The 2,857-nt window shown below is 37.2% G+C and carries 3 protein-coding genes; all 3 read left to right on the plus strand.

What is annotated here, in order from left to right; all coding sequences use genetic code 11:
- Window positions 1-147: 147 nt before the first annotated feature.
- The 3 genes from QUA38_RS28325 to QUA38_RS28335 all read left to right on the plus strand — a co-directional run bounded on the left by QUA38_RS28325 (window position 148) and on the right by QUA38_RS28335 (window position 2,688).
- Window positions 148-744, plus strand: a complete 597-nt coding sequence (locus tag QUA38_RS28325; RefSeq protein WP_333167746.1) for a Uma2 family endonuclease — start codon at window positions 148-150, stop codon at window positions 742-744.
- A 163-nt stretch (window positions 745-907) separates the two neighbouring features.
- Window positions 908-2,029 carry a DUF262 domain-containing protein gene (locus tag QUA38_RS28330; protein ID WP_333167748.1) on the plus strand — a complete coding sequence of 374 codons (1,122 nt, stop codon included), beginning with the start codon at window positions 908-910 and terminating at the stop codon, window positions 2,027-2,029.
- Window positions 2,029-2,688, plus strand: coding sequence for an MAE_28990/MAE_18760 family HEPN-like nuclease (locus QUA38_RS28335; protein ID WP_333167749.1), 660 nt, complete (start codon window positions 2,029-2,031; stop codon window positions 2,686-2,688). The genes QUA38_RS28330 and QUA38_RS28335 overlap by 1 nt, the downstream gene beginning before the upstream one ends.
- Window positions 2,689-2,857 lie beyond the last annotated feature (169 nt).

A 2,857-nucleotide genomic window follows, 5' to 3' on the forward strand; every position in this document is an offset into this window, starting at 1 on the left:
CAGTTGATGGCGTTTAATGGGTTGACTGCTGAGGCGTTGACTAAAAGGGCGATCGAGCTAGTTCATTAAGTTAGAATGTGAGTGAATGCCCCTGCCTGGCTTGTGCTGGGTAGGGGCTAGTAATATTCAAGTAGGATGGTGATACCTATGACAGCAAAAATTTTAGAAGAAATAGGTACGCTTGCAGAACAGCGATTGATTCTCCCCGGTTATTATACTTGGGAGCAATTTGAGGCGATCGAATCTTTGATGGCTGACTCTCCTGGTTTACGGATAACTTATCTTGATGGGTGGATCGAGTTTATGACACTGAGCCAGGCACATGAAAGCTTTAAAAAAGCGCTCGCTATATTACTGGAAGCATACTTTTTTGAACTCGGAATTGAATTCTTTGCTGTAGGGAGTGCAACTCGCAGAGACCGGGCAAGAGATGTATCATTTGAACCAGACGAGTCTTATTATATAGGTTCAAGAAAAGAGCATCCCGATTTAGCCGTGGAAGTAACGATTACTAGCGGTAGCACAAATAAACTAGGTAAATATCTGCGACTTCGCATTCCAGAAGTTTGGTTTTGGGAAAATAATCGGCTTGCTGTCTATCGGCTGCGCGAGGATGATTATGAGCAAGTTTCAAGAAGTGAGTTTTTGCCGGAGTTGGATTTAGCATTGTTGGTACGCTGCGTTTTAATGCCTTCAATAATTGAGGCAAGGACAGAGTTTCTTAATGGGGTTCGGCAGCAGTAATTTGGTCGATTAATAAAATTTACGCAACAAATTGGTTGATCTGCTATAATTGCAGGGTTAAACACTGACTTTTTGTCAACCGCAACGCAACACAGTAGAATAGGTAAGTATTGTTATTCTACAGAAAGGGTTATACCTAACAAAATTTAACACACTTTGAACTATGTCCCTGCAAGATGAAATTGATAAAACAAGGCAAGAAATTCGGACTGATGGCTACTCAATGTCTATTGGAGAGTGGATCAGCCTTTATGAAAAGAGTGAGATCGATATCCATCCAGATTTTCAAAGATTTTTTCGTTGGTCCGATCACCAAAAATCAACCTTCATAGAATCGATTTTGCTAGGTATACCTATTCCACCAATTTTTGTTAGCCAAAGAGATGATGGTGTTTGGGATGTTGTAGATGGTGTTCAGAGACTATCAACAATATATGAATTTGTCGGTATTTTGAAAAAAGATGAACCAGAAAAAGATGAATCAGAAAACAATACACAGCCAGTAGCCTTACAAAAAACTACATATTTAGCTTCTTTAGAAGGGAAAAAATGGGACGACCCAAACGATAGAGAGAATTCTTTCACTCAAACACAGCGTTTATTGATTAAACGCTCAAAAATTGCTGTCAATATTGTTGAGAAAGAAAGCGATGAAATGATTAAATATGAGCTATTTCAGCGACTGAATACAGGAGGTTCAGTTGCTACACCTCAAGAAGTGAGAAATTGCATTCTTTTGATGTTGAATAAAGATTTATATCAATTGATGCGTTCACTGGCAGATTATGAACCATTCAAAAAGTGTACGGCTTTAAGCGATAGGCTCTATGAAGAACAGTATGATATGGAATTAGTATTACGTTTCATACTTCTCTTTGACAAGGATGAGAGAAAAATTAAAAAGTTGGGTGGTGATGTTCACGTTTTCCTGACGCAAAAAATGCGGGAAGTTGCTTCTAATAAAGAGTTAGATTATCGCCATATAGAAACAGCATTCAAAACAACATTCGATCTTCTGAATGAAACTACAGGTGAGAATAGTTTCAAGAGATATAAATCTGAACAAGACAAGTTCATTGGTGGTTTTCTATTATCATTATATGAAGTGGTAGCATTGGGAATCGGATATAACTATAAAAATCCACCTCAAACAAACCAGATATCTGATCGTGTAAAAACTATTTGGTCAGATCGGACTTATCAAAAATGGTCGGGAGCAGGCGTGAATGCTGCAATACGTTTACCTTACCTGATTCCGCTTGGTAGAAAAGTATTTTCCCCCTAATGAGTATCCGAACTGCTGAACAATTAAGTGATAAGCTTTCCACCGATCTTGCTTGGCGAAAGAAGGAACTTTCGGAACTCAAATCCTTGGTAGAATGGAGAAATGTTTCTTCTCAAAGGCATAGTGCGTTGATTCGGAGTGGAATATGTATTCTCTATGCCCATTGGGAAGGTTTTGTCAAATTAGCATCAAATAGTTATCTAGAGTATGTTGCTATGCAAAAGCTTCGCTACGATCAGCTTAATAGCAATTTTTTAGCTTTAGCAATGAAGACAAAATTGAACGAAGCTAGAGACACAAATAAACCGTCATTATATATACCTGTGTGTGATTTCTTCCTTTCTAACTTAAATACTAAATGCTCTTTGCCATACAAAGACAAAGATGCAATTTCTACAGCATCCAATCTGTCTTCTGACATTTTGAAAGAAATAACTTCTACTCTGGGAATAGACTTTTCTGTCTACTCTACTAAGTCGGTATTAATCGATATTAAGCTTTTGAAAACAAGAAATGAAATTGCACATGGTAACTATTTGACAGTTGACAGAGAAGAGTATATAGAATTACACACAGAAATTATGGGAATGCTTGATATATTCAGCAATCAGATTCAAAATGCTGCTCTTAATAAGACCTATATGCGAAATTTACCTTAGATAAGTTATTTTTTTTATAAGGGTTTGAAGCTTACTCGCGGAGGTACAATCACCAATCCCAGCATTAAGTTCATCTCACATTGAATTACCGATATAGCAATCCTAAATGATTTTCTGTGTGTAAGTATATTGACGTATTTTGGGGAAATCAAATTTATGTTCGTTAGTA

It is taken from the genome of Microcoleus sp. Pol12B4, from assembly GCF_036701385.1.
Taxonomy (GTDB): Bacteria; Cyanobacteriota; Cyanobacteriia; order Cyanobacteriales; family Microcoleaceae; genus Microcoleus.